Raw genomic sequence first — 257 nt, 5'->3', positions numbered from 1 at the left:
CTGGGTATCATTGAAGGTGAATCGCAGTCTTCCTATTTTGATTATAAAATCTTTAAGCCTGATGAGATCGTTCTGGTCGCAAAAACAGACCATCCACTAGCCCATAAAAATCTGGTTTTAAAAGATCTATATAATCTAAACCTGATTTTCAGGGAACAAGGTTCTGGAACTCTGGAGTTTATCCAGAACCGCTTGAAAGAAAAGGGCATTCATATCGATGAACTGAATACCGTCATGCATCTGGGAAGTAGCGAAAG

At 39.3% G+C, this 257-nt stretch carries 1 protein-coding gene; it reads left to right on the top strand.

Annotated features, from left to right (window positions below; translation table 11 throughout):
• Nucleotides 1-257: LysR substrate-binding domain-containing protein (locus SCA31_RS24325; RefSeq protein ID WP_410699548.1), on the top strand; the 257-nt coding region annotated here is incomplete at both ends.

Origin of the sequence: Chryseobacterium sp. SIMBA_028 (assembly GCF_046535285.1) — a bacterium.
Classification (GTDB): domain Bacteria; phylum Bacteroidota; class Bacteroidia; order Flavobacteriales; family Weeksellaceae; genus Chryseobacterium.
The sequence above is the reverse complement of the archived record's forward strand: the minus strand, read 5'-3'. Positions and strand labels throughout refer to the sequence as shown.